This window comes from Paenibacillus sp. FSL H3-0469 (assembly GCF_038051945.1).
Taxonomy (GTDB): Bacteria; Bacillota; Bacilli; order Paenibacillales; family Paenibacillaceae; genus Paenibacillus_AQ.
In genome coordinates this window covers 4478806-4498961 of record NZ_CP150302.1, presented here as the reverse complement: position 1 = coordinate 4498961, position 20156 = coordinate 4478806, and the positions used below count along the sequence as shown (strand labels likewise).

22 protein-coding genes and 1 tRNA gene are annotated in these 20156 nt (G+C 49.0%); 19 read left to right on the top strand and 4 right to left on the bottom strand.

Annotation, left to right across the window (positions count from 1 at the left end; all coding sequences use genetic code 11):
• Positions 1-24: 24 nt before the first annotated feature.
• Both dnaN and dnaA read right to left on the bottom strand, forming a co-directional pair.
• Complete coding sequence (gene dnaN, locus NSS83_RS19820; RefSeq protein ID WP_036699883.1) at positions 25-1167, bottom strand: DNA polymerase III subunit beta; 1143 nt, start codon at positions 1165-1167, stop codon at positions 25-27.
• Positions 1168-1363: 196 nt separating this feature from the next.
• Complete coding sequence (gene dnaA / locus NSS83_RS19815; protein WP_036699882.1) at positions 1364-2710, bottom strand: chromosomal replication initiator protein DnaA; 1347 nt, start codon at positions 2708-2710, stop codon at positions 1364-1366.
• A 759-nt stretch (positions 2711-3469) separates the two neighbouring features.
• Between dnaA and rpmH the strand changes: the two genes are divergently transcribed.
• The 12 genes from rpmH (at position 3470) to NSS83_RS19755 (ending at position 15215) form a co-directional block, all read left to right on the top strand.
• Positions 3470-3604 carry a 50S ribosomal protein L34 gene (gene rpmH / locus NSS83_RS19810; protein WP_039295761.1) on the top strand — a complete coding sequence of 45 codons (135 nt, stop codon included), beginning with the start codon at positions 3470-3472 and terminating at the stop codon, positions 3602-3604.
• A 480-nt stretch (positions 3605-4084) separates the two neighbouring features.
• On the top strand, positions 4085-4435 hold the full coding sequence (gene rnpA / locus NSS83_RS19805) for a ribonuclease P protein component (RefSeq protein ID WP_341183174.1): 351 nt from the start codon (positions 4085-4087) through the stop codon (positions 4433-4435).
• A gap of 87 nt (positions 4436-4522) precedes the next feature.
• Positions 4523-5461 (top strand): YidC/Oxa1 family membrane protein insertase, encoded by a 939-nt coding sequence (locus NSS83_RS19800; protein ID WP_341183175.1) that lies wholly within the window; start codon positions 4523-4525, stop codon positions 5459-5461.
• Entirely contained in the window at positions 5458-6192 is a 735-nt protein-coding gene (jag, locus tag NSS83_RS19795; protein ID WP_036699874.1) for an RNA-binding cell elongation regulator Jag/EloR, read from the top strand. Before NSS83_RS19800 ends, jag begins: the two co-directional genes overlap by 4 nt.
• Before the next feature lie 81 nt (positions 6193-6273).
• Positions 6274-7650, top strand: coding sequence for a tRNA uridine-5-carboxymethylaminomethyl(34) synthesis GTPase MnmE (gene mnmE, locus NSS83_RS19790; RefSeq protein WP_341183176.1), 1377 nt, complete (start codon positions 6274-6276; stop codon positions 7648-7650).
• Between the two features lie 15 nt (positions 7651-7665).
• Complete coding sequence (gene mnmG / locus NSS83_RS19785) at positions 7666-9552, top strand: tRNA uridine-5-carboxymethylaminomethyl(34) synthesis enzyme MnmG (RefSeq protein WP_341183177.1); 1887 nt, start codon at positions 7666-7668, stop codon at positions 9550-9552.
• A gap of 3 nt (positions 9553-9555) precedes the next feature.
• Positions 9556-10278: a 16S rRNA (guanine(527)-N(7))-methyltransferase RsmG gene (gene rsmG, locus NSS83_RS19780; RefSeq protein WP_341183178.1), complete on the top strand. Its 723-nt coding sequence runs from the start codon at positions 9556-9558 to the stop codon at positions 10276-10278.
• A gap of 421 nt (positions 10279-10699) precedes the next feature.
• Positions 10700-11515: a nucleoid occlusion protein gene (gene noc, locus NSS83_RS19775; RefSeq protein ID WP_036728058.1), complete on the top strand. Its 816-nt coding sequence runs from the start codon at positions 10700-10702 to the stop codon at positions 11513-11515.
• 259 nt (positions 11516-11774) lie between these two features.
• The gene (locus NSS83_RS19770; protein WP_341183179.1) at positions 11775-12536 is read left to right on the top strand and encodes an AAA family ATPase; all 762 of its coding nucleotides are present in this window, start codon (positions 11775-11777) and stop codon (positions 12534-12536) included.
• A complete protein-coding gene (locus NSS83_RS19765) occupies positions 12529-13371 on the top strand; it encodes a ParB/RepB/Spo0J family partition protein (RefSeq protein WP_341183180.1) in 843 nt (280 codons plus the stop codon). Before NSS83_RS19770 ends, NSS83_RS19765 begins: the two co-directional genes overlap by 8 nt.
• A gap of 93 nt (positions 13372-13464) precedes the next feature.
• A complete protein-coding gene (locus NSS83_RS19760; RefSeq protein WP_341183181.1) occupies positions 13465-14631 on the top strand; it encodes an aminotransferase class V-fold PLP-dependent enzyme in 1167 nt (388 codons plus the stop codon).
• 83 nt (positions 14632-14714) lie between these two features.
• On the top strand, positions 14715-15215 hold the full coding sequence (locus NSS83_RS19755; protein WP_341183182.1) for a DUF4446 family protein: 501 nt from the start codon (positions 14715-14717) through the stop codon (positions 15213-15215).
• Here NSS83_RS19755 and yyaC read toward each other — a convergent pair.
• Positions 15187-15795 (bottom strand): spore protease YyaC, encoded by a 609-nt coding sequence (gene yyaC, locus NSS83_RS19750; protein WP_341185166.1) that lies wholly within the window; start codon positions 15793-15795, stop codon positions 15187-15189. The two genes, NSS83_RS19755 and yyaC, sit on opposite strands and share 29 nt — an antisense overlap.
• Before the next feature lie 197 nt (positions 15796-15992).
• Here yyaC and NSS83_RS19745 point away from each other — a divergent pair, with 197 nt between their 5' ends.
• The 4 genes from NSS83_RS19745 to NSS83_RS19730 all read left to right on the top strand — a co-directional run bounded on the left by NSS83_RS19745 (position 15993) and on the right by NSS83_RS19730 (position 17667).
• The gene (locus NSS83_RS19745; protein ID WP_341183183.1) at positions 15993-16265 is read left to right on the top strand and encodes a DUF3343 domain-containing protein; all 273 of its coding nucleotides are present in this window, start codon (positions 15993-15995) and stop codon (positions 16263-16265) included.
• Positions 16262-17287 (top strand): mechanosensitive ion channel domain-containing protein, encoded by a 1026-nt coding sequence (locus tag NSS83_RS19740; protein WP_341183184.1) that lies wholly within the window; start codon positions 16262-16264, stop codon positions 17285-17287. The genes NSS83_RS19745 and NSS83_RS19740 overlap by 4 nt, the downstream gene beginning before the upstream one ends.
• Positions 17287-17499, top strand: a complete 213-nt coding sequence (locus NSS83_RS19735; protein WP_076081909.1) for a DUF951 domain-containing protein — start codon at positions 17287-17289, stop codon at positions 17497-17499. The genes NSS83_RS19740 and NSS83_RS19735 overlap by 1 nt, the downstream gene beginning before the upstream one ends.
• Positions 17500-17576: 77 nt before the next feature.
• Positions 17577-17667, top strand: a tRNA-Ser gene (locus tag NSS83_RS19730).
• Between the two features lie 372 nt (positions 17668-18039).
• Here NSS83_RS19730 and NSS83_RS19725 read toward each other — a convergent pair.
• Entirely contained in the window at positions 18040-18237 is a 198-nt protein-coding gene (locus NSS83_RS19725) for a YjzC family protein (protein WP_341183185.1), read from the bottom strand.
• A gap of 247 nt (positions 18238-18484) precedes the next feature.
• Between NSS83_RS19725 and rpsF the strand changes: the two genes are divergently transcribed.
• Genes rpsF through rpsR form a run of 3 tightly spaced genes read left to right on the top strand, consistent with a single transcriptional unit; the run spans position 18485 to position 19628 of the window.
• Positions 18485-18769, top strand: a complete 285-nt coding sequence (gene rpsF / locus NSS83_RS19720; protein ID WP_341346341.1) for a 30S ribosomal protein S6 — start codon at positions 18485-18487, stop codon at positions 18767-18769.
• Between the two features lie 49 nt (positions 18770-18818).
• Positions 18819-19334, top strand: a complete 516-nt coding sequence (gene ssb, locus NSS83_RS19715; RefSeq protein ID WP_036699840.1) for a single-stranded DNA-binding protein — start codon at positions 18819-18821, stop codon at positions 19332-19334.
• Positions 19335-19355: 21 nt separating this feature from the next.
• Positions 19356-19628, top strand: coding sequence for a 30S ribosomal protein S18 (rpsR, locus tag NSS83_RS19710; RefSeq protein ID WP_036699837.1), 273 nt, complete (start codon positions 19356-19358; stop codon positions 19626-19628).
• Positions 19629-20156: the final 528 nt, after the last annotated feature.

Below are 20156 nucleotides of genomic sequence, written 5' to 3'. Positions count from 1 at the left end.
ATCCACATGTTCATGAACAGGGCGTTAATTAGTTGTCCGGTATGGCAAAATCACATACAGGCTGCGGCTCTCATCGAGCGGTCTGAGAATAATCGGACTCATCATGCCGGTGAAGGCGATTACGAGCTGCTCGCTCTCGACCACCTTCAGCACATCGAGCATATATTTGGAGTTGAAGGAGATGCGCAGCGGCTCGCCTTTGAAATCCATGACTTCCAGCTCTTCACGAACCTTCCCTAGCTCGGAGGAGCTGGAGGAGATCTCCACATCGCCGTTCTCCAGGGTCTGCATCCGGACGATGTTCGTTTTCTCTTCACGGGACAGCAAATAAGCGCGGTCGATCGATTCGCTTAATTTTTTTGTGTCCAAGGTTAGTTCTGTTTTGTAGGTGGTTGGAATAATTCTAGAAGTATCCGGATAAATGCCATCCAGAATCCGCGAATAGAACAGCACTTTGTCGATTTTGAACAGCACCTGGTTATCTGCGACGACAATATCCACCAGCATATTCTGATCAGGGATAATTTTGCTGAGCTCGTTCAGCGTTTTGCCGGCAATGACAATATTCGCGAACTGGATATTCTCTGTACCCTCCAGGTGTGCAGCTCTGGTGGCGAGCCTGTGGCGGTCGGTAGCCGTGAATTTGAATTCATTGTCGGCCAGATTCCACAGAATGCCTGTCAGGATCGGTGTTGTCTCTTGAGTGGAGATGGAGAAGGCGGTCTGCTTGATCATATTCTTCAGCAAATCACCGGGCATGGAGATGGTTTCATTCTCCTCAATGCTTGGCAGAACAGGGAATTCTTCAGGATCGAGACCCACAATCTGAATCTCCGTAGAGCCGGAGGAGATGTAGGTCTGGAAGCCTTCCTTGACTTCCATGTGAATTTCTTTGGAGGGAAGCTTCTTGATAATCTCAACGAAAAATTTGGCAGGGAGCACTACGCTGCCCGGCTGCTCTACCTTGACGATCGTCTGGCTGTCATTCTCGGCGGGGATAAAGGACTGAATGGAAATATCCGTATCGCTTGCAGTCAGCGTAACGCCCTGATGGCTAACCTCAAACTTGATACCGGTCAGAATAGGGATAGTTGTTCTGCTGGAGATTGCTTTGGAGACATGTCCGATGGATTCGTTAAGTTCATTTTTGAGAATGCTGATTTTCATGATTTCACTCCTAGCTGAAAAATTGGGAAATGGGTGTACGTAAATGCTCTTTGAAACCTGCTCTTAGAAGATGAATTATTATAGTTATTTAATAGTATTAGTAGTAGGGGCTCCGTTTATGTGGATAAGTCGCTAAACAGCATAAAATTAAGCCTACCCACATGTGTATAGATTGTGTATAGGCTCTTTGTTCCTCTTAGGAAGGATTTTTAATTTTCTCCGAAAGATTATTTACCACTTTATAGAGCTCCTGGTCTACCTTTAATTGCTGCGTAATCTTCTCATGGGCATGAATAACGGTCGTATGGTCGCGTCCTCCGAAGGCCTCGCCGATCTTAGGAAGCGAATAATCCGTCAGCTCACGGGAGAGATACATGGCAATCTGCCTTGGAAAAGCCACAGCCTTCGTGCGTTTCCGCGCTTTGAAGTCCTCCATGCGCAAATTGTAGTATTCACCGACTTTTTGCTGAATATCGTTAATGGTGATCATCTTCGGACGGCTCGAAGGAATGATATCCTTCAGCGCTTCAGCTGCCAGATGTGTCGTCACATCCTGGTTCGTCAGGGAAGAATAAGCCACTACACGGATCAGCGCGCCTTCAAGCTCCCGGATATTCGTGTCGATCTGGTTGGCGATATACATCATGGCTTCGTTCGGGATATCCAGGTTCTCCGCCTTGGCCTTCTTGCGCAGAATGGCAATCCGCGTCTCAAGATCAGGAGGCTGGATATCTGTAATCAGTCCCCATTCGAACCGGGAACGCAGCCGTTCCTCCAGCGTAGGAATTTCCTTGGGAGGGCGGTCGCTGGAGATAATAATTTGCTTGCGTTCTTCATGAAGAGCATTGAACGTATGGAAAAATTCCTCCTGCGTTGACTCCTTGCCGGCCAGGAATTGGATGTCGTCAATCAGCAAAATGTCAACGTTGCGGTACTTGTTGCGGAAGCTTTCGCCGCGGTTGTCACGGATGGAGTTGATGAATTCATTCGTGAATTTCTCGGAGGAGATGTAAATCACCTTGTTGTTGGGGTTATGCTCCAGCACATAATGGCCGATCGCATGCATCAGGTGAGTCTTTCCGAGACCTACGCCTCCATACAGAAACAGAGGGTTATAGGCTTTGGCCGGCGCTTCGGCTACAGCAAGGGAGGCTGCATGCGCAAAACGGTTGCCTGAACCGATCACGAACGTGTCGAAGGTGTATTTGGGATTGAGCAAATGCGTCTGTGCTTCTTCGCGCGAAACAACGGGAGTAGGCGCACTTTGCTGAACCACAGGCTCAGAGGGTTTGTTCTCCTCAATGACAAATTTGACTTCCACCTGCTGTCCGGTAACTTCATATACCGTTGCTCCTACCAGTTTGGTATAGCGACTTTCCAGCCATTCTACGGCAAAGGTTGTAGGCGCCGAGATGATTAGAGCCTGGGAATTGAACGTCATGGCCTTGGTGGCCTTGAACCAGGTATCAAAGCTCGGCTTGCTTAGTTTGGTTTGAATAATCGATAATATTTGCTGCCATAATTCGGAAGTATGGCTGTCCACAGACTGTCACTCCTTTAAATCTTCCAAATGTGGCATCAGCCATGAAGTGGAAATGTCGAAGAAAATGGGTTGGTGCTGAATCTTATCCCCAGTATGCAACTTCAAGAGACAAAAAAATATGGATAAATTTGAATTGTTCACAACTTTATCCACAGCTTGTTGATAATTTATTGAACAAACAAATCTATTCACATTCAAAAGTAATACCATCATAGCAAAACGCCCCTTATTTTTCAATGAGCGACGCTATTTTATCCACAAATTCAATCACTTGTGTATAATTTTTAGGCACACCACTACATATTGTTGATAATTTGTTTACCGTTCGACAGTTTCCGCGATCGTGCCAATTTTTTTATACACAGGTTGTACTCACCTGTGAGCAAAATCCGCCCGGAATTAATCACAGGTGGATAACTGGACAAGCCTGTGGATTATTATTTTGGATGTGTTCCTTTGTGGATAAGCGGTTCAGGGTTTGAATTAGTGAAGAGGCGGGGCGCCCTGGGGATAAGACTCAGGCTTTCGGGCTGGTCCCAAAAATGAGGGCACAAGGGGAGCAACCTGAAAAAGAGGGAGAAAGAGAGATGGTTGACTTTTAGCGCAAAAATATGTTTAAATATATAAAGGTGTTTTCTGTGAGGATATGTCTCCAAATTAAATTGATAATACTTGTAGATACTGTCCCTACTTTAAGGACGGCTTAGTCCGTTTCTGCTTATATGACAGTAATTAGTTCCTGTAAGGGAGGTGCAATACATGAGACCGACGTTCAGACCAAATGTGAGCAAACGCAAAAAGGTGCATGGTTTCCGCAAAAGAATGAGCACGAAAAACGGCCGCAAAGTGCTGGCAGCCCGCCGCTTGAAAGGCAGAAAAGTTTTGAGTGCGTAAGATAGGCCACTTTGGGACCACTGCTGTGGTCCTTTTTTACGCTTTATTTGCAGAATGCATCAGCTGTTTTTATTTCTCTTCTATATATAGCGCAGAATGCGATGACGCTCAGCGAGCGGATAACCCACGCATGACTTCTGCTGCGGCAACAATAAATGATAGGCTCTGCAGGGGATGTTAACGCTACTGCGGGGCTTTTTTTAAAATATAAGAATTTATATGTTGCACACGATAACTTATCCTTCTATTTCTCGCTGAAACGGTACCGTCCTTAAAAAGGACGGCAAAGCCGTTTCCACTTGAAGATATAAGAATTCAAATTCACATGATTGTAGCTTCCACAAGCTGTCTATGTTTGTCGGCAGGGGATCTCCAGGGCCGCCGAGGTAACTGTTTATGGTCTCCCTTGAATGACAATACTAATTAGAAGATGAAATTCCGGAGCCTGGAGCAATTCCGGTATTTGAATAGGAGATTTCCGTGCGCAAAAGTTTACGATTACGAAACCGTGCCGACTTCAGCCGCGTATACCGCCATGGGAAGTCATTTGCGAATCATCAGTATGTGGTATATTGGTTCCCCAGAAGAGAAGTGGAACGATTCCGCGTGGGCATATCCGTCAGCAAGAAGGTCGGGAATGCCGTAGTCCGCAACCGGATGAGAAGGCTGGTCAAGGAGATTGTACGTCATCACGAGGCGGAAATTGCCGGCAATCTGGATATCGTTTTCATTGTCAGAAAAGGAGCGCTCTCCAAGGATTACGCCGAGCTGGAGAAAAGCGTGCTGCATGTGCTGCGCAAAGCCAAGCTGCTCAAGGCTTTACGCAAGTAAAAGAGCCTGAAGAGGGCTTGTTTATTTGTATCCATAATTATGTTATGATTTACGGTGCAATGGAATGTTTATGAGAGGGGTTTTGAAGTGTCTCTAATGAAGACTAAGCGAGGAAAAATGTTTCTTCTCCTCGGGTTAATGGTTCTAATGATCGCTGTTCTGTCGGGATGCTCTCCGTCTGCGACAACAGTGACGCACACTACGGAGGATTTGAAAAATGGAGGCTTCTGGCAGAGTAATGTTGTGTATTATTTCGCCATTGCCCTGGATACTTTCGCGAAGTGGTTCAACGGCCAGTATGGTCTAGCCGTTCTAGTAATGGTTATCATTGTCCGCACGCTGATTCTTCCGCTTACGATTAAGCAGGTCAAGAGCTCGCGTGCCATGCAGGCAATTCAGCCGGAACTTGAGAAGATTAAGAAAAAATATAAAGATGAGCCCGAAAAGGTACAGCAGGAAACAATGCGCCTGTTCCAGGAGAACAAGGTCAATCCGATGGCGGGCTGTCTGCCGCTGATCGTGCAAATGCCAATCTTCATCGCCCTATACAACTCGATCTACTACAATCCGGATCTTAGATTACATGACTTCCTGTGGCTGCAGCTCGGCAAACCCGATCACCTGTTCATCCTGCCGCTCCTTGCCGCTGCTACGACATTTATTCAGACCCGTATGATGACCAAAATGAACCCGGTACAACAGCAGGGTCCAATGCAGTTCATGATGATGGTATATCCGGTTCTGATTTTCATCATGTCCTACAACTTCCCGTCTGCACTTCCGCTGTACTGGTTCTATAGCAATCTGTACACCATCATTCAGAACTACTTCTTGTACCGCAACAATGATAAGCACAAAGCAGCACTTGCCGCTGCCACCGCTACGGCCAATGCAGGCAACAGCAAGGCCAAAGATGTTAACCTGACGAAGAGCAAGAACAGCAACTCTAACGCCCGCAAAGATGTAACTCCTACTGCTAAAGGAAACGGAAGCAATGGGAAGAAGGGGGTCAAAAAGTCAAAATGAGCAAAGTCGTCGCGACAGGGAAAACCATTGAAGAAGCTGTAGAACGGGGACTTAATCAGCTTGGAGTTCACAAGGACCGGGTAACGGTCAACGTACTTGAACAGCCGTCAAAAGGATTCCTTGGATTGATCGGTGCGAAGGGTGCCAAGGTGGAATTGACCTTGATCCCGGAAGCCGCACCGGCATCAGCGGCGAGTGCTCCGCTACTGTCTCAGCAGACAACAAGAGAGAGCAATACAGAGGCGATCAGCGGTGTACCGCGCCAGGATTCCGGACACCCGGTGGAAGAAGCATACGGCCAGGCCGTTCATTTCATTGTAGATGTCGCCAAGAGCATGGGGCTCGAGGTGGAAGTTGAAATCGTTCATGCCAAGGAATCAACTGTTCTGCAAATTTCCGGTCCGGAGCTTGGGCTGCTGATTGGCAGAAGAGGACAAACTCTTGATGCTTTGCAGTATTTGGCTAATATTGTGGCCAACCGGTATTCTGACAGCTTCATCCGGCTCGTGCTGGATGCGGAGAACTTCCGGGAGCGCCGCAAGAAGACATTGGAGGAACTGGCTGACCGTCTGGCCGGGCGTGTGGTGAGGACCCGCAAAGAGGTGGTTCTGGAGCCCATGTCCCCGCAGGAACGCAAGATCATCCATTCCAGATTACAGGATCACAAGCAGGTGAACACCCTCAGCAAGGGTGAAGAGCCGAACCGCCGCGTCGTTATAACTTTGAAGTAGAACTATATGCCGCAATGACTCCTTGACCTATGCGAGGAGTCATTGTTTTTTTAAATACCAAATCCTGAGGTGAATTACAACATGCTTAGTGACACTATTGCCGCTGTATCGACAGCCTTGGGTGAGGGCGGTATTGCCATCATCCGGGTTAGCGGACCGCAGGCAATCCCCCAAGTTGCCCCCTTGTTCAAAAGCCGTATCCCCCTTCCGGAAGCTGAGTCCCATACCGTGCATTATGGACATATCATTAGTCCGCAGGACGGGGAACAGCTGGAAGAGGTGCTGGTAACAGTCATGAAGGGACCGCGTTCTTTTACCACGGAGGATGTGGTGGAGATCAGCGCCCATGGCGGTGTAATCTCTGTAAGAAGAGTAATGGATCTGCTGCTGCAGCAGGATATCCGGCTGGCCGAGCCGGGAGAGTTCACGAAGCGCGCCTTTTTGGGCGGGCGGATTGATCTGTCGCAGGCCGAGGCCGTGATTGATCTGATTCGTTCCAAGTCGGACCGGGCTTTCTCAGTTGCTCTCAAGCAGGTTAGCGGCTCGTTATCCGCACGTATCCATGAGCTTCGGCACACCCTTATTGAGACACTGGCCCATATTGAAGTGAATATTGATTACCCTGAGCATGATGTGGAATCCTTAACTGCTGATTTCATCAAGGATAAGAGTCAAGAGGTTATGCAAGGCATAGATAAGCTGCTTCGAACCGCCAATGAAGGAAAGATTCTGCGCGAAGGGATTACTACAGCTATTGTAGGCAGGCCCAATGTCGGGAAATCCTCGCTGCTGAACGCGCTTGCCCGCGACAACAAGGCGATTGTGACCGACATTCCGGGAACAACGCGTGATGTGATAGAAGAGTATGTAACGATTAATAATATCCCGCTGAAGCTGCTGGATACTGCCGGTATCCGTGAGACGATGGATGTGGTGGAGAGAATCGGTGTGGAGCGCTCGAAGGCGGCTTTCAGCGATGCGGATCTGATTCTGCTGGTGCTGAATGCCAATGAGGAGCTTCATGAGGATGAACTGGCACTGATGGAACAAATCCACGGTAGACAAGCGCTGGTCATCATGAATAAAATGGACTTACCGTCCCGGCTGGATACGGGGAAGCTGAGCTCCTTTTTCGATGAAGCGAGCATTGTACCGATGTCGGTGCTGCAAGAGGAAGGACTAGACACACTGGAAGAGGCGATCTCCGCACTGTTCTTCGGGGGCAAGCTGGAATCGGGCGATCTGACCTATGTAAGCAATGTAAGGCATATAGCCTTACTTAAGAAGGCATATAAATCGCTACAGGATGCTTATGAAGCAGCGGAGATGCTGATTCCTATAGATATGATACAGATTGATGTACGTCTGGCCTGGGAGCAGCTCGGAGAGATTATTGGAGATACGGCAGCTGATTCGCTGCTGGACCAGATCTTCTCGCAATTCTGCCTCGGCAAATAAGAAGGAGGAACCGTTATGAATTATGATGGAGGCAGCTATGACGTTATCGTCATCGGCGCCGGTCATGCCGGCTGCGAAGCAGCCCTGGCTGCTGCACGGATGGGCTGCCGCACACTGATGATTACAATTAACCTGGATATGGTGGCTTTCATGCCATGTAATCCATCGATTGGCGGACCCGCCAAGGGTCATGTGGTGCGTGAAATTGATGCACTGGGCGGGGAAATGGGCCGCAATATAGATAAGACCTTCATTCAGCTGCGAATGCTTAATACGGGCAAGGGACCTGCCGTTCACGCCTTGCGTGCACAAGCAGACAAGTTCCTCTATCAGCATGCGATGAAAGAAACGATGGAGAAGACTCCTAACCTGACTTTGCGCCAAGGGATGGTGGAAGAGCTGATCGTGGAGGACGGACGCTGCGCCGGAGTGGTGACGAAGACCGGGACGGTATATCACAGCAAGACCGTTATTCTGACAACCGGGACCTATCTGCGCGGCAAAGTGATTATGGGTGAGCTGACGTATGAGAGCGGACCAAATAATCAGCAGCCGTCCGTACGCCTGTCCGAGAATCTGCGTGAACTGGGCTTCGATTTGGTCCGCTTCAAGACCGGAACGCCGCCGCGTGTCCACAAGGATTCGATTGATTTCTCCAAGACGGAAATCCAGCCGGGCGATGAGAAGCTGAAATTCTTCTCTTTTGAAACCAAATCCTCGGATAATGAGCAGTTGCCTTGCTGGCTGACCTACACCTCTCCGGTAACCCACCAGATCATCAATGACAATCTGCACCGGGCGCCGATGTTCACGGGTATTATTGAAGGAACGGGTCCGCGTTATTGCCCTTCCATTGAAGATAAGGTCGTCCGGTTCAGTGATAAATCACAGCATCAGATCTTCCTGGAGCCGGAAGGTAAAAATACATCGGAATACTATGTACAAGGTCTGTCGACAAGCCTTCCTGAGGATGTGCAGCTGGCGGTCCTGCGGTCTATTCCCGGTATGGAAAAGGTAGAGATGATGCGCAACGGCTATGCCATTGAATATGATGCTATGGTTCCTACGCAGCTCTGGCCGTCTCTGGAAACCAAACGTCTGCCGGGACTATTCACTGCAGGACAAATCAACGGCACCTCCGGCTACGAGGAAGCGGCAGGGCAAGGTGTAATTGCCGGAATCAATGCAGCGCGTAAAGTACAGGAGAAAGAGCCGGTGGTGCTGGATCGTTCGCAGGGCTATATCGGCGTTCTGATTGATGATCTAGTTACTAAGGGAACGAATGAACCTTATCGCCTGCTGACTTCCCGTGCGGAATACCGGCTGCTGCTCCGTCATGACAATGCAGATCTCCGCCTGACACCAATCGGCTATGACATTGGGCTGATTACAGAGCAGCGCTATGAAGCGTTCCTTGATAAGAAGGGCCGGGTGGACCGTGAGATTATCCGTCTGCAGGAGACGAAGGTTAAACCGGTACAAGTGAATGAAGCCCTAGCCAGTTATGGTTCTGCACCAATTGTAGATGGTAGTAACCTGCTGACCTTAATGCGCCGCCCTGAGTTAGCCTACAGCTTCGTGGATCTCATCTCTCCTTCTCCAGAGGAGCTGGATGAAGAGATGAAGGAGCAGGTAGAGATCCAGATTAAGTATGCCGGCTATATTGAGAAACAGCTCCAGCATGTAGAGAAGCTGCAGAAGATGGAGCAGAAGAAGATTCCTGACGATATCAACTATAATGAGATTCATGGACTGGCCATGGAGGCGCGGCAAAAACTGACCAAAATCGCTCCCATCTCGATAGGGCAGGCTTCGCGTATCGGAGGCGTTACTCCGGCAGATATCTCAATTCTGCTGGTCTATCTGGAGCACTACAACCGTGTAACAGCGGCGAAAGGATAATCTATGGATACAACGGTAGCCGAGTTCACCTCCCTGCTCAAGGAGCATGGGCTGGAACTCTCAATGAAGCAGCTTGAACAATTTGAACTCTATTATCAGGAACTGGTCTCCTGGAATGAGAAGATGAATCTAACCGGGATTACAGAGCGGAGCCAGGTATATACCAAACACTTCTATGATTCTTTATCTTTAGCCTTCTATGTGAATATGGAGGAGACGAAGAGTCTTGCTGATATCGGCTCGGGGGCAGGGTTCCCTGGCATTCCGCTAAAAATATGCTTCCCTGATCTCAAGCTGACGATTGTGGATTCACTTAGCAAACGGATCACCTTCCTGCAGCATGTCTGTGATACTCTGGGGTTGAAGGGTGTAAAGCTCATTCACGGCCGGGCTGAGGATGTCGCCCGACAGTTTGTTCACCGGGATGCTTATGATGTTGTCACTGCCCGTGCGGTGGCCCGCTTATCGCTTCTGAATGAATTCTGTCTGCCATTCACCCGTAAGGAGGGCATCTTCGCTGCCATGAAGGGGAGTGATCCGACGGAGGAACTTCAAGAGGCCAAGCGCAGCTTCAAGGAACTGCGTGCTGAATTGCATAAGGTAGAATCCTTCAGTCTGCCAGTGGAAGAATCTTCCCGCCATATCATTCTTGTACGTAAGACTGGGGCCACTCCGTCGAAGTATCCGCGTAAGCCCGGCGTACCTGCGAAGTCGCCGCTCATCTAATTGTTTCACGTGAAACAACATTTGACAGTCTTCTGTTATACTGGATCAAGCTCATGCGAAAGTGAGCTTGATCTTTTTTTAATAGATAAGAATTTATAAGTTTGGGGTCCCCGCAAAGTACCTGAGTCAACATCGAAGCTAAAGCCCCATTTTGCGGGGGAGTTTTTGTGGAAAGCAGGGTCAATTCAGGGTGGTTTGCAGGAAAAATAGGTCATTATGGAGAATAGGATTATTAGTGGAAAAGTGATAGAATAATATAGTAAGACTTTTAATAGATGTGATCAGAATGAATGCCAGGCCGTCTTATAAGAGAAGCAGCTATAAATGACTTATGGATACTTTTCTTACGCTGTACGATAAGCTTTTCGCATGAAAGGTTGAGAGGATCGTACTATAACGAAATTAGGTGGTTATGAACGGAATGAAAGAACAATTCACCAAGCTTTTTGGATTTACCGAGCGGAGCAGCGGAGAAGAGATCAAACAAATCCCGGTTCATGAGGTCATCAGCAGTCCGTATCAGCCACGGACTATTTTCGATGATGAGAAGATCGACGAGTTGTGTCAGACTATCAAAACTCATGGCGTGATCCAGCCGATCGTTGTTCGTATGCGTGATTCCCAGTATGAGATTATTGCAGGCGAAAGACGCTGGCGGGCAGTTAAAAAGCTGGGCATGGACACTATTCCGGCGCTTGTCCGCGAATTCAATGATTCACAGGCTGCATCGATCGCACTGATCGAGAACTTGCAGCGTGAGGGCTTAACCTCTATTGAAGAGGCGATCGCGTATCAGAAGCTGATTGACTTGCATCAATTGACCCAGGAGAGTCTGGCTCAGCGGCTTGGCAAAAGCCAATCCACCATTGCCAACAAAATCCGCTTGCTGAATTTGCCTGAACAGGTTAAGACGGCATTAATGGAAAGAAAAATCACCGAGCGCCATGCACGCTCGCTCTTGTCGCTAGACACTGAGGAAATGCAGCTTAAGGTTCTGGCTGAGGTTATTTCCAAGGAATTGAATGTAAAACAAACGGAAGCACGTATCGCCTTCTACAAGGCCGTTACCCAGACCAAAAAATCAAAACGGACCTCCTATACCAAAGATGTCCGTCTCGCTCTTAATACAATCCGCCAATCTATAGACATGGTGACCGGCTCAGGAATGGAGATTAAGACCTCCGAGAATGACCGCGGAGATCATTATGAGATTGTAATCCAAATTCCAAAACGATAATGGTAACAAAAGCTGAAGGCGGCCCTGAGGTGTTGGCCGCCTTTTGTATGACTAGCTCCGAACGTTATCCCATATACACTCTAAGGATAATTTGTTGTCTATTTTCAAATATAAGAATTTATATGTAAAAGGACTGTAATGCCGTTTCCACTTGTTTGTCTACATCGCCGCAAGCGTGATGCCGTAGAACCAGATTATTATGCCGTTAACAGCTAAGAACTACAAGATGATTCTTTCTAAACAATTCGAGGTGAAATAAGTGTCCAAGATTATTGCCATAGCAAATCAAAAAGGCGGGGTAGGTAAAACAACAACCTCTGTGAACCTGGGTGCCAGCATGGCTACTCTGGGGAAGAGAGTGCTGCTTGTTGATATTGATCCGCAAGGCAACACTACGAGCGGCGTTGGTGTCAACAAAGCGGATGTAGAGAATTGCATTTATGATATTCTTATTAATGAAGCAAATCCGCAGGAAACGATTCAAGAGACCCGGATTGAGGGCCTTCATATTATTCCGGCAACCATTCAGCTGGCAGGAGCAGAGATCGAGCTGGTCTCTACGATATCGCGGGAATTGAAGCTGAAGAAAGCACTGAATGCAGTGAAGGCGAATTATGATTACATCATCATAGATTGCCCGCCATCATTAGGGATTCTTACCATTAACTCTCTAACAGCTGCAGACTCAGTGATCATCCCTATACAATGTGAATATTATGCGCTTGAAGGACTAAGCCAGTTGCTCAATACTGTCAGACTGGTTCAGAAGAATCTTAATCCGCATCTCAAAATAGAGGGAGTATTGCTCACGATGCTGGATGCCCGGACCAATCTTGGGATTCAGGTGATTGAAGAAGTGAAAAAATATTTCCAGGAAAAGGTATACAGAACAATTATCCCGCGTAATGTACGCTTAAGCGAAGCCCCTTCACATGGACAGTCAATTATTACCTACGATTCCCGTTCCAAGGGAGCGGAAGTATATTTAGAGTTGGCAAAGGAAGTGATCTCTTATGAGTAAACGTTTGGGGAAAGGCTTGGATGCATTAATCCCTTCTCTGTCGATTAATGAGGACGACAAGGTAGTAGAGATTCCGTTGTCACAGCTTAGAGCCAATCCTTATCAGCCGCGCAAGGATTTCAATGAAGAGGCTATTCAGGAGCTTGCAGAATCCATAAGACAGCATGGAGTGATCCAGCCGATCATTGTTCGCAGTGTGTTGAAAGGGTATGAGATTATTGCCGGGGAACGCAGATTCCGGGCCTCGCAATATTGCGGTAAAGCTACGATTCCGGCAGTGGTCCGCAGCCTCAGTGATCAGCAGGTGATGGAGATTGCCTTGATCGAGAACCTCCAGCGTGAGAATCTTAACGCGATGGAAATAGCGGTTGCTTATCAAGGACTGATGGATCAATTCGCGCTGACTCAGGAAGAGCTTTCTCTTAAAGTCGGAAAGTCCAGATCGCATATCGCCAACTTTTTGCGGTTGCTTAGCTTACCGGAAGAAGTGAAGGATTATGTTTCACGTGGAACAATTTCGATGGGGCATGCCCGGGCAATTGTGGCTCTGAAAGATCCGGAGGTCATCAAGCAATTGGCTGCACAGTGTGTGGAGCTTCAGTGGAGTGTTAGAGAACTGGAAGAGGTAGTGAAGAATCTTGACCGCAAACCAGCTAACGGAATTAAAGCCAAGGTTGTGAAACGTGATCCCTATATTGATAATGTAGAGGAAGTATTACGGGAGCGGTTCAAGACAACCGTCAAAATTAAACAAGGTAAGGAAAAAGGGAAAATCGAATTAAACTATTACAGTGCCCAAGACCTGGAAAGATTGCTGGAGCTGCTGGGGAACTGATTTGGATATTTGTACCGAAGACATATCCTGAGATATCCTTAATACGGATATGGAGGGGTATGTTTTTTAAATCGAAAAGAGGGAGGGTGGAAGATGGAGAGGCTGGTATATCTCGATCACGCAGCTACTTCGTGGCCTAAGCCGCCGGAGGTGGCTGCAGCTATGATGGAGGCTTTGGAGCAGTCAGGGGCAAATGCCGGGCGGGGCAACCACTCACTGGCTATCGGGACGGGTCGGGTATTGGTTCGTACGCGGATGCTGCTGGCAGAGTTGTTTGGTGTAGCGAATGCCCAGGATATCGCATTTACTCATAACACAACTATGGGGCTAAATATGGCTATTAAGGGTACACTTCAACCAGGGGATCATGTCGTGTCAACGATGACGGAGCATAACTCTGTGCGCAGACCCTTGGAGTATTTGCGCCGGAGCATCGGCATTGAAGTGGATTATATACAGGCGGACCGCGAGGGTCAAATCAATCTTCAGGAGCTTCAGCGTTCTCTGCGTCCTAACACCCGGATGGTGATCTGCAATCATAGCTCCAATCTGCTGGGAAGCATTCTGCCGATTGGGGATATCGGTGATATAGTGAAGTCACATGGAGCTGTGTTCCTGGTTGATGCGGCTCAAAGTGCAGGAGCATTGAATATTGATGTGGCGGCCATGAATATTGATCTGCTGGCATTTCCGGGACACAAAGGGCTGCTCGGCCCGCAAGGAACCGGGGGGCTGTATATCTCTCCTGGGCTGGATCTGGAACCGCTGATGCATGGAGGGACTGGCAGTCAATCGGAGAATAGCGAGCAGCCCCATGTCCGTCCGGACCGTTATGAGGCAGGGACACAGAATGCCGTCGGTATAGCCGGTTTGCTGGCTGGCGTGAAGGCGGTTAAGGCACTGGGAGTGGAACAGATTCATATGCAGGAATGGAAGCTGACACAGCTCTTGATGGAGGGCTTGGCTGCTATTCCGGGTATGCGGATTCTGGGCCCGGCCCCAGGCGAGCCGCGAAGCGGAATTGTGGCTTTTGTCGTAGAGGGGCAGGAATCTGCGCATATTGCCCACCGGCTGGACCGCGAATACCAGATTGCTGTACGTGCAGGCATGCACTGTACACCGCTGGCCCATCAGGCTGCAGACACTTTGGATAGCGGAGCGGTTAGGGCAAGTGTGGGAGTAAGCTCCACTGAAGCGGATGTTCAGCGGCTGCTGTTAGCCATGGAGGAAATGTACGGCGTATCGCGTTCAAACGAATAAGTGGATAAGGATTCAAGTGGATTATACAGGTCGGTGTTGTTGCAGCGTAGGAATTCTTATTTTTGTATAAAGGATGATTCAACATGTCGGAGTTAAATGAAATCATAAACGAGTATTTATCGGCGTTCATCATGGGCTTTGCGGGGGTAATCCTATTGATGGCCATTCTGATGATCGTCCAGGGGGTCAAGCTTCGCAGAATACGCAGCCGGTATGAAGCCATGATGAGCGGGAATGGCATAGAAGATCTGGAGAATCTGCTGGTCAACCTGAAGAATCAGGGGGATATGCTGGAGGAGACCCAGCAGGAGCAGAAGGCGCTGCTTGAGGCGGCACATACCAAAATGCGCGGCATGAAGTCGAAGGTGGCCATGAAGCGTTATAATGCTTTTGGAGAACGCGGTAATGACCTGAGCTTCTCGCTTGCCATTCTGGATGACAACCGCAGCGGGATTGTACTGAGCAGTCTGCACAACCGCGAGAACTCATATATATATGCCAAACCGGTTGAACAGGGAGCATCAACGTATGCTCTGTCACCGGAGGAGAAGGAAGTTATTGCTCTCGCGTTGCAGCAGATCTAGCATGCAGGTTCCACTGCTTCAAGGCAGAGTAGAGGCTGGATGAAATAATATCCGACAGGCGCATCACCAGGCTTAATCTGGTGTTCTGCAATACGAAGTATTCCATGAATCCTCCCACATTAACGATGCCGGTCAAATGGATATCGCCAACGGGGGGAAGCTGCTTGTTGACCCCTGCGCCGGGACGCAGCGGACCTTCAACCACCTGGATGCAGCCGACGCTGGCGGACTGGCCGAGGCAGGCATCAATGGCAATGATGAACGGGTTGGCATGCTTTTGGTACACAAGGCTCACTGTCTCTTCCAGGTTAATGGCATGTACCGGCTCCTCCAGCGTACCGTAGAGATGGAACAGCGGGCTGTGAAATCGGGCCAGTGTCGTGCCGACCAGGGGGCCAAGGGAATCGCCGGTCGAGCGGTCCGTGCCCACGCAGATAATGACAATGGGCGTATCCGGACGGGTGCGCGAAAAGTGGAACAGCAGACGGTGGGTAATGGCAGAATAGATATTGGGGTCGGCATGTGATATTTTTAAACAAGATGGTTCTTGCAGTGGTGAAGCTTTGGAAGAGAAATTCATATAATCGTCCTTTCTGAGGCGGCGACTGCAAATCACGGGAAAATCAGCTGAATAAGCGGTCAGGCTGCCAGGCAGCTGATTATGCAAGGCTTACATCCGCGGGAGCGTGTTCTGATGATCCTAGTATATGGATGGAAGTGGTTTTTTATACTATGGCGGCAATAGATAGGACCAATAGCCCAGGGGAGGCGTGGAGTGTGAAGGAGGAACTGCTGATAGCGTTTGATTCGACCCAGCAGGCGCTGCGCGCCGAGATGCTGCTTGAATATGCGGAGATTGAAATCGATATCTTCCCTACGCCCAAGGAGATCACCGCCGGCTGTGCGATGTCGATTCAATTCTCCCGGAGTGCACTGGAAGAGGTGCGGGTCATTGTAGCAGAGCAGAGCATAGAGATCCGCGGAATCTATGCCAAAGCTGCAAAGGGAGACGGGTATATAGAGGTAGGGGAAGAAGGAGGGGTTCGATGAATTACTGGCTGCTCGAGACAACAGGCGGAGATGCCCTCAAGGATGCTGTGCGTTTCAAAGATAGGGTATGGGACTGGCTAAGCAATGCGGACATGTGGGCCACTGTGCTATTTGCCGGGATACGGATTCTGCTGATTTTCATTCTGACCCGGGTGATTATCAAAGTGGTCTCCAATGTGATTGACCGGTCTCTTGAGCGGGAGACGAGGGGGAGAATGTTAGCGAACAACCGGCGATTCTCCACCGTCGGCGGACTGATGAAGAATGTGGTTACCTTCTTCTGTAACTTCACTATGATTCTGCTGGTTCTGTCGGAGTTCAATTTCGATCTGAAGCCGCTGCTTGCCGGAGCAGGGGTAGTCGGGCTGGCGATAGGTTTCGGTGCACAAAGTTTGGTCAAAGATGTGATTACCGGATTCTTCATTATATTCGAGGATCAATTCGCAGTCGGGGATGTTATCCAGAGCGGAACCTATAAGGGAACGGTAGAGATGATTGGCCTGAGAACGACCAGACTGTTAAGTACTACGGGCGAGGTCCACATCATTCCTAACGGCACGATTGTGAATGTGACGAATTATTCGCTGGCGAATGCACTGGCTGTAGTAGATGTTCCGGTCAAAATCGAACGCGGGCTCGAGGCCACCCTGGCACTGATCGGCGAGGCGCTTCAAGGCATCGAGGAACGCAGCTCCAGTGTCATTGCCTACCCTAATATTCTGGGAATCCAATCGATGAGCACCTCTGAGTATGTCATCCGCATAGCGGCGAATTGCCTGCCTAATGCCAGAGATGCAGCTGAGCGGCAGATTCAGAATGATATCAAGCAGGCTTTGGAGAAGCAGAGTGCCCTGGAGGCCGCTAAGGCCGAGCAAGAGGCGCGTGAGCAGGCGGAGAGGGAGGCTGAGGCGGCTCGTGAGCAGGAACGCGCAGATGCAGCCCGCAGAGCCCGTGAGGAGCAGGAGACCAGCCCAAGAAGGCAGGTGGCTGCTGCGCAAGAGGCAGAGGAGGGGGAAGAATAATGGAACGCAAGGTATTCGGGCTGGGTGATATTGTGCAGATGAAGAAGCAGCACCCGTGCGGAACGAATGAGATGGAGATTATCCGAATGGGGATGGATATCCGGATTAAGTGCACCGGCTGTCAGCACAGCGTCCTCATTCCCCGCGCCAAATTCGAGAAGAATCTCAAGAAGGTCCTGCATTCAGCGGATAGCGGAGCGGAGAATAATTAAGCTGGCGCGGGAAGCGAAAACGCAAATGAATAACGCTTGCAATTGTGCGATTGGCATGATATGATAATTCTTGCTGCGGAGAGGTACCCAAGAGGCCCAAGGGGGCTGACTCGAAATCAGTTAGGCGTGTCACAGCGTGCGTGGGTTCGAATCCCACCCTCTCCGCCACTTCAGCAATTATATGCTTAAATGATGAGACCTCCGTTCTGGTACGGGGGCTTTTTTGTGTAAAAATACTTCAGCGTGCAGTTCAGGTGGAGAACATGCAAAAAGAGAGACCTTCGCAGGTCTCTCTTCCAGAGGCAGTACATCAATGACGTTCGGAAATCTCTGTCTATAGCTACTACTGTGAATGGGTATTGCCAAAGCTGTAACTCCTTTTTACAGAGCCAACTCTACTCTCCCCGGGTACGATAGCTGCTGAATTCAGAATCCCTGTGATCGTGTTCGTCTACGACGTTCAACGGAACCACACCTCTCTTTTGTACTGCCTGGGTCTAGTATGTGCAGCCTTCAGGGTTTTATACCTGGCTGCTGAAATTAATGGACGCGGGCTTTCTCGACCTTTTTCCACTTGCGGTTCTGGTTGGTGGTCTCCGGGAAGGTGTCGCCTTTCTCCATGGTAATCCGCTTCGGATTCTGAATCTCCGTGTGGAAGCTCCGCGCTTCGCCTACCTCGGTGTAAATGCCCGGGTTGGGGGCTTTGTCGCCCTTTTCATACTCAGTCTGTTCGCCCATTGGTGGATAACCTCCTGTTATAGAATAATGAAGCTGTTATATTGTAGCCCTGAAGGCGGGGGATTACTCGGGCATTCTTACGGAATCCGGCTACAGTTTTTTCTTGGGGACCAGCATCTGGTACGTATTAATAAAACTTGCAATCCTCTGCCGGATTTGGTATATTGATTTGGTGCGAGTCTATGTTTGTGCTCGTTCCTTGCTCCTGACCTGATCAGGGGCCGCAGACCATAAGGAGGTGAAAATTATGCGCAAATATGAAGTCATGTACATTATTCGTCCTGACATTGAACAAGAAGCCGTTCAAGCAGCAGTCGAAAAATTCCAAGGCATCATCTCCAACGGCGGAGAAATTACAAAGCACGACGTGCAAGGTAAACGCCGTCTTGCGTATGAGATCAAGAAACATCGTGATGGCGTTTTTGTTTTGGTTAACTTCAGTGCAAAACCTGCAGTAGTTACTGAACTTGAGCGTATCATGAAGATTTCTGACGAAGTAATTCGTTATCTCATTACGAACGACGTTGCCTAAGATATTGACAAGCTTTGTAACGAATCGCGCTATTAAGGAGGGGACCTAATTGTTGAACCGTATCATTCTGATCGGTCGGTTGACCCGTGACCCGGAACTTCGTTATACTCCTGCTGGTGTTGCCGTAACACAGTTTACGCTTGCCGTAGACCGTAACTTTACGGGCCAGAACGGTGAACGCGAAGCGGACTTTATCCCGGTAGTAACCTGGAGACAGCTGGCTGAGACCTGTGCCAATTACTTGCGCAAAGGAAGACTGGCAGCCGTGGAAGGACGCATCCAAGTACGGAATTATGAGAATAACGAAGGCAAACGTGTATACGTTACTGAAGTTATTGCCGATAATGTCCGTTTCCTGGAATCCGCGCAGAGCCGTGAAGGCGGAAATGCATCAAGTGGTGGAAGTATGCCTGAAGAGCCAGCCTTCGGTGGCGGCGGTAACGGCGGGAACAGTGCTCGCGGAAATGGAAGCAACAATAATTTCTCGCGTAACAACAATACCCAAGATCCTTTTTCGGGCGATGGAAAACCGATCGATATATCGGACGATGATTTGCCATTTTAATAAGGAAGGACTGAACTGAACATGGCTTTCAAACCAAGAGAAGGTGCGGACAACGACAAAAGACCGGCACGTCGTGGTGGACGCAACAAGCGTAAAAAAGTGTGCTATTTCACTGTGAACAAGATTACTCACATTGATTATAAAGACACTGAGCTTCTTAAGAAGTTCATCAGCGAACGCGGAAAGATCTTGCCGCGTCGTGTAACTGGTACAAGTGCAAAATACCAACGCGCTCTGACTATTGCTGTAAAGCGCTCGCGTCAAATCGCGCTGCTGCCTTACACAACAGAATAGGACGTTTTATGAAGCAGCCGGCTTAGCCGGCTGCTTTTTTTTAATTTTTTTGTTTCACGTGATAAATTATCCTTCTATTTCTCGCTGAAACGGTACCCTCCTATTGAAGGACGGCAAGGCCGTTTCCGCTTGCATTAACCCATAATTGACAAGTGGTTCCCAGATGTAGTAAATTACAGGTATCCTATAACTAAAGGGGAAATTTTGATGTTGGTGAGCGTTCTTAACTAAGCAATTTCATATCGTTCCGGCTGTTAGCCGCCGCATGCTCTGATTTTGTCAGGGGCATGTCTTGTTAGAGTCTGTCCTGTCGGCACCTCTGACTGAGTAGACCGCGGGCTGCTGGAATGAATGATTTAGTTAAGAACACACGCGAAGCGTCATGATGGCCTCTTGATCCGGCTATTATTCTCTTTGTGATTAACCGTGCTCTTGCAGCACGGTTTTTTCTGTTTTCAGGGCTTCTCCCGAAAGGGGTGGGACTCTGAGGCCAAAGAGAAGAAATAGCAGCAAAAAGAGGGCGAAGAC